Origin of the sequence: Marinilabilia sp., assembly GCF_016278715.1 — a bacterium.
Taxonomy (GTDB): Bacteria; Bacteroidota; Bacteroidia; order Bacteroidales; family Marinilabiliaceae; genus Marinilabilia.
Map to the genome: position 1 here is coordinate 1 of NZ_JADQBH010000164.1, position 5,633 is coordinate 5,633.

The following is a 5,633-nucleotide window of genomic DNA, read 5'->3' on the forward strand; positions in this document are numbered from 1 at the left end:
ATTGTTGCCCCAGTAACGCCAGTCCTGGATAATGCCATCAAGCGGTACTTCCAGTTCGCGGTATTTTCTGACAACGCCCACAGTTTCATCCTGGCTTTTATACCGCTCCCGGCTTTGCCAGAAACCATAAGTCCACAACGGGAACATGGGCACATGTCCGGTAAGGTCGCGCATTTGGGCAATGACACCATCGGCATTACCTCCGTATATAAAATAATAGTCAATCAGGTCTCCTACCTCCGAAGTGAAGGAAGTCTCGTCCTGATTATCGGAAAAAACAGTGGGGGAGTAGTTGTCCCAGAACAGGCCGTATCCTTTGACGGACTGGAAAAAAGGGACGAAGGTTTCCGTGTTGTTTTGAATCATGTTTAGCTTCAGGTTACGCTGTATCATTTTGCCCTGTTGCTGAAAACCCAATCCATAAATGGCTTCGTCTTTGTCCAGAGAGAATGATTGCGAAACGCTGTATGTTTTATCTCCTGCATCGTTAAATTCAGTAAATCCTTCGTCTGACTCCTTTTCTTTCAAAAGTGATTTGCCTGTAGGTGTTTCGAACGAAACTGTTCCATTGGTCATGTTTAGGATAACTGCCAATTGGTCGCTTTTGACTATCAGATTACTCCGAACCTGTTGGATTTTCAAATCAGTAATTCCCGGTTCTTTTACCACCGACAAACTCTCCTTTTCGAAAGATTTGTTTTCGGGCCATTTAAGAATACGGACTGTTGAAGGCCCATAAAATCGAATTTCAAGGTTAATACCGTTAGCTACAGTTTTTGCGCCTGAGCCTGTTTCCTGAAACGATTGACCGTTACAAGTAAAACTTGTTAAAGCGAATATTAAAATGAGCGGAAGAATACTAAATCTGACCATAATTGTTTTTTTTACTATTCTCTTTAGTTCAGCTAAATTTTTAGTCCATTTTAAATACGGACAGCGACACACCCAATTTCCCTCAAGTAATCTGGCAAAACAAAGCCGTGTGGGGAACGCCCTTTCGTTTAGTGTGTTGTGGTGCGATGTTTTAATTTGAATTTTGTCTTTGGTCGGTGTTGGAAACCTATGGCAAATTCTTTTTGTCAACTGTCCAAACTGTTGATTTTGAAAGTTGGCACGGTTCTCCGGTAAACATTTTTCCGGCTTCCTTATCACCTTTCAATTGCCATTTGTACCAGGCGGTTGCTACTTTGGCGAATTCACCGCCATGTGGTTGACGGTACGTTCCACCGTGGCCCACATCCATATTGGCTACAAAAACCGGAACATGGTTGATGCGGTTGAAATCGTCCATTCCGTTGTTGTAAGCAATATCCGATTCCCCTCCTAATAAATATAGGGTTGGAGTATGCAGTTTGGTAAGATGATCTTTGGTTAAATCAGGCATTCCCGGCATTCCACCACCGGGATTTCCAAGGATACCACTATTGCAAACGACTGTGGTGGTAACCCGTGGGTCGGGTGCTGTTTCGAGGGTTTGTAAGCCTCCGCATGACATGCCGCTTACTGCAATTTTTGAAACATCAATTTTTTGGTAAAACGGGCCCGATTTGTCGTTGTTTTGAGCAATTGCCCAATCAATGGCATCCGTCAATTGTGATGAGGTTGAACCGCCACCGCCACGTTCCCCTTCCTGGGGCATAGGACCAATTGCGACTACCAGAAATCCATGCGATGCCACTTCCGATAAGAAATTGATGTGTTCCCATGGCGAATTGGCACAGGCTCCGTTACCCCACGCAATGATGGGTAATTTATTTTTCGTTCCAAAAGCATTTAAGTCTTTAGGGCGGAAAATGGTGTGGGTGGATAAGGAATTATCGGTGTACATAATTGCACTAAAGTCGCCTGTTCCGCCATCTTCAACCACTCGAATTTTCGTGCCCGGAGAAGAAACTGTTTCTTGTCCGGAGAGGGAACTTTGAATAATGAATGCGCTAATGGCAAGAGCGACAAGAGATTTAATTTTTATTTTCATAAATAAAGATTTGTAGGTTCAATACTCTGGGGCTGACCCAAAAGTCCAACTTTGATGTCATTCTGAGCTTGTCGAAGAATCTGTTCACTTGAAAGACAGATGTTTCGAATACGCTCAACATGACATTTTTTTGATCCTTAATACTTTTTGGACAACTTCAAACAGTTGATAATTAATTCATTATATAATTATTTAAGCAAGCTATAACTCGCTCATAATAAAAACTTTGCGTCATCGCGCCTTTGCGTTTAAGTTTTTTTTAACGGACTATTGAGGCTTTTATTTAGTAATACTTATCAATTCGCTTTTTAAATCTTTGGCATCGGAACTATTTCCATAGAAAACTTCGTATTCGCCGGGTGTCACAGTCATTTTTCGCTGCTCCCAGTCATAAAACTCAAATGTGGAGGGAGGAAGAGTGATGGTCGCTTGCTTTGCTTTACCTGCAGGGATATCCACCCGTTGAAAACCTTTCAATGTCTTGAGCGGTCCATCGATGTCGTTCACTTTGCGCACATAAACCTGAACGATTTCAGTTCCATCGCGTTTACCGGTATTTTTAACCGGAATGTTTATGCTGATGGTCTCGTTGGAGTTTATGGTTGATCGGCTCAATTTGGCTTTTCCTATCTCGAAAGTGGTATAGCTCAACCCGTGTCCAAAGGGGAAAAGATAATCGGTTGTATAGCGATAAGTCCGGCCTTCCATGGAGTAATCTTCAAAGTCGCCGAGGTTGTCGGAGTTCCGATAGAAGGTAAGCGGGAGTTTTCCTGATGGGTTGTAATCACCGAAAAGCACATCAGCAATAGCTTGTCCTCCTGATTCTCCGGCATACCAGGCCTGAAGAATGGCGTCGCACGATTCGGTTTCCGGTTCGAATGCAACAGCCGAACCTGAACAGTTCACAAATATCACGGTTTTACCCGCTTCTTTGAGTGCTTTGAGACAATTTCGCTGAACGGACGGAAGCTCCATATTGGTGCGGTCGCCACCCTTGAACCCGGGAAAGGATACAGGCATTTCTTCTCCTTCGAGTGAGCCGGAAAGACCACCAGCAAACACAACGGTTTCAATGCCTTCCAGTTTTTTGAGAAGAGCCGTGTAATCCACATCTTCTTCTTTTCCGAAATCAAGTTCGATATTGGCCTCCCAGTTTTCACGTTGGGCGTAACGGATTTCTATCTCATACGTTTTACCTTTTTCAACGGAAAAAGGAATTCTTGCGGGTAAAGTTCTCCAGTTGGTATAACTGGTCAGGGTATCTCCATTTACAATCACTTCGAAAAAACCGGTGGCCCCTCCTTTGAATACAATTTCTTCTGTAACGGAAGGGGTAAATTCGGTTTCATACTTGGCAGAGAAATCTTCAAGTTTTACTCCCGGGGCAAACTCATGCTGTCCGGCGGCAGTGAGCCTGATTGGATTAACAAGTTGTTGAGTCACCACAGGCTTCCCTTCAAAATTCGGATGATTCCAATAGGTAGCTTTAAATCCTGATTTATCATCAATCTTTCCTTTTGAAAAATAGCTGAGCGTCACTTTATCATCCACCAGATCAACGGCTTTGTCGTGAAGAATAATGTCAGAATCTACCTTTGATTTTATTCCATCCAGAATAGTGATGGTTCTTATGGGCGTACCGTTGTAGTTTCCCCAGAGCATTTCTTCATCTTCTGCATTCGGGCCTATAACCGCCAGTTTTTTGAGGGATGTTTTATCCAACGGAAGGACATTGTTTTTGTTTTGCAACAAAGTCATGGACTGTTGAGCCATTTGGTAAGCCAACTGCCTGTGTTCTTCGTTGTTTAAAACCGAAGCGGGTATTTGTGCCCATGGAACAATGGCGTCATCATCCATCTCTCCAAGTTCGAAACGCCCCATTAAGACGCGAAATAAACTACTGTCGATGTGCTCCTCTTTGATTAAATCTTTTTCTAAGGCTTCGGGCAACATCTTGTAATGATAATTGTCCCAGATGCATTCGAGGTCAGTTCCAGCAAGTAATCCTGTGGCTGCTGCATGAACAGGTGTGGAAGAAATACCATGGGTGGTATGAAAATCGGTGATGGCGCCACAGTCGGCAACCACCAGGTGCTCATAGCCCCATTCATCGCGGAGGATGCGCTGCAGAATGCGGGTGTTGCTACAGCAAGGTTCGTCATCCAGGCGGTGGTAAGCGCACATTACTTGTCTTACATCAGCCTCCTGAACCAAAGCTTTGAATGCAGGCATGTATGTTTCGTAAAACTCACGAGGGCTTACATCATTGACATTTAGCTCGTGGCGGCTCCATTCGGGCCCGGAATGAACGGTGTAATGCTTGGCACAGGCCAGCAGTTTGCGGTATTTGGCATCTTCAGGGCCTTGTAATCCTTTAACTACCTGAACTCCCATCCGTGACATCAGGTAGGGGTCTTCGCCGTAAGTCTCCTGTCCACGGCCCCAACGGGGATCTCGGAAGATGTTCACGTTGGGTGTCCAGACCGAAAGACTCAGAAACCTGCGATTTTCTTCTCCTCTTCGTTTGGCCTGGTGGTATTTGGCCCGTGCTTCGTCGGATGTGGCATTGAAAATATCAAAGACCAATTCATCGTTAAATGAGGCAGCCATTCCAACCGGTTCAGGGAAAACGGTTACACTGTCGTTATTGGCATAGCCGTGCAGAGCTTCGCTCCACCAGTTGAATTTCTTAATGCCCAGCCGTGGAATGGCATCAGACTGGTCGCACAACAGAGCGGCTTTCTCTTCGACGGTCAGTCTTGAGATTAGGTCATTTGCACGTTCTTCAAAACTTAATGACGGGTTTTGAAAGGGGTACTCGTACTCCTGGGCAATGGAGGATATTGTCAGCAGAATGCCTGCAGAAAACAACATTGCTTTCTTTAAAGCTTTTTTTACGATTATCGGTTTCATGGCAAATATTTTGATTGTTATTGAACTGGTTTTAAAACGGCAGCAAAACCGCCGCGCCTGAGTAGCTTAACATCAATTTTCGAGGTGTTATCAACTACTGAATATTTGGTTAGAAAATCTTTGTCGTGTTTTCCATCGGCAATTAGGGTGAGCTTATATTTCACCCCGCTGTTGAGGAAATCCAGCGTTATATTTTGTTTTTTTTCTTTGTTTTCTGAATTCAACCCTCCAATATACCAAATATCGCCTTTTCTTCGGGCAATAACAACATCACGCCCGGGGTAGCCATCAACGAATTTGGTGTCGTCCCAGGCTGCAGGTACATTTTTTAAGAAAGTTCGGGGTGCATCGGGTAAAGCGTTATAGCCATCAGGTCTGTCGGCCATGTGCTGAAATGCCGATTCAAAAACAACACTTAAGGCAAGTTCATGGCCGTAGGAAGTAATGTGCGGATTTTGGGAGTTGGTAAAAGTAACCGGTGTATAATCCATAGATCCTATCACATTCCGGGTAAAAGGCATTACCGAATTATGTCCGGGTGCCGTGGTTGTTAATTCAGGATTGTTGTTGTACCATTCGGCGCCCCGCACTGCTTCCATTGTCATGAGGTGAGGATAGGTTCGTGACCATCCGCGGGGAACCAAACTGCCATGAAAATTGACCATCATTTCAAATTTTGCAGCGTCTTCCAAAATATCAAGGTAGTAATCAATCATGTATTGTTTTTCACTTAGGAAAGAGTCCA

The 5,633-nt window shown here is 44.3% G+C and carries 4 protein-coding genes; all 4 read right to left on the reverse strand.

The genetic code is table 11. From position 1 onward, the window contains the following. The coding region (locus tag QZZ43_RS10445) for a TIM-barrel domain-containing protein (protein ID WP_291858731.1) at positions 1–873 on the reverse strand (873 nt) is incomplete at its 3' end. Positions 874–1,060: 187 nt separating this feature from the next. Continuing rightward, a complete protein-coding gene (locus QZZ43_RS10450; RefSeq protein WP_291858734.1) occupies positions 1,061–1,975 on the reverse strand; it encodes a hypothetical protein in 915 nt (304 codons plus the stop codon). Between the two features lie 279 nt (positions 1,976–2,254). After that, a complete protein-coding gene (gene xyl3A, locus QZZ43_RS10455) occupies positions 2,255–4,888 on the reverse strand; it encodes a xylan 1,4-beta-xylosidase (RefSeq protein ID WP_291858738.1) in 2,634 nt (877 codons plus the stop codon). A 17-nt stretch (positions 4,889–4,905) separates the two neighbouring features. Next, positions 4,906–5,633: glycoside hydrolase family 97 catalytic domain-containing protein (locus tag QZZ43_RS10460; protein WP_291858741.1), on the reverse strand; the 728-nt coding region annotated here is incomplete at its 5' end.

Bases quoted from the DNA above. Each gene is read 5' to 3' on its own strand.
- QZZ43_RS10450 (WP_291858734.1), bottom strand. From the start codon at position 1,975: ATGAAAATAAAAATTAAATCTCTTGTCGCTCTTGCCATTAGCGCATTC.
- xyl3A (WP_291858738.1), bottom strand. From the start codon at position 4,888: ATGAAACCGATAATCGTAAAAAAAGCTTTAAAGAAAGCAATGTTGTTT.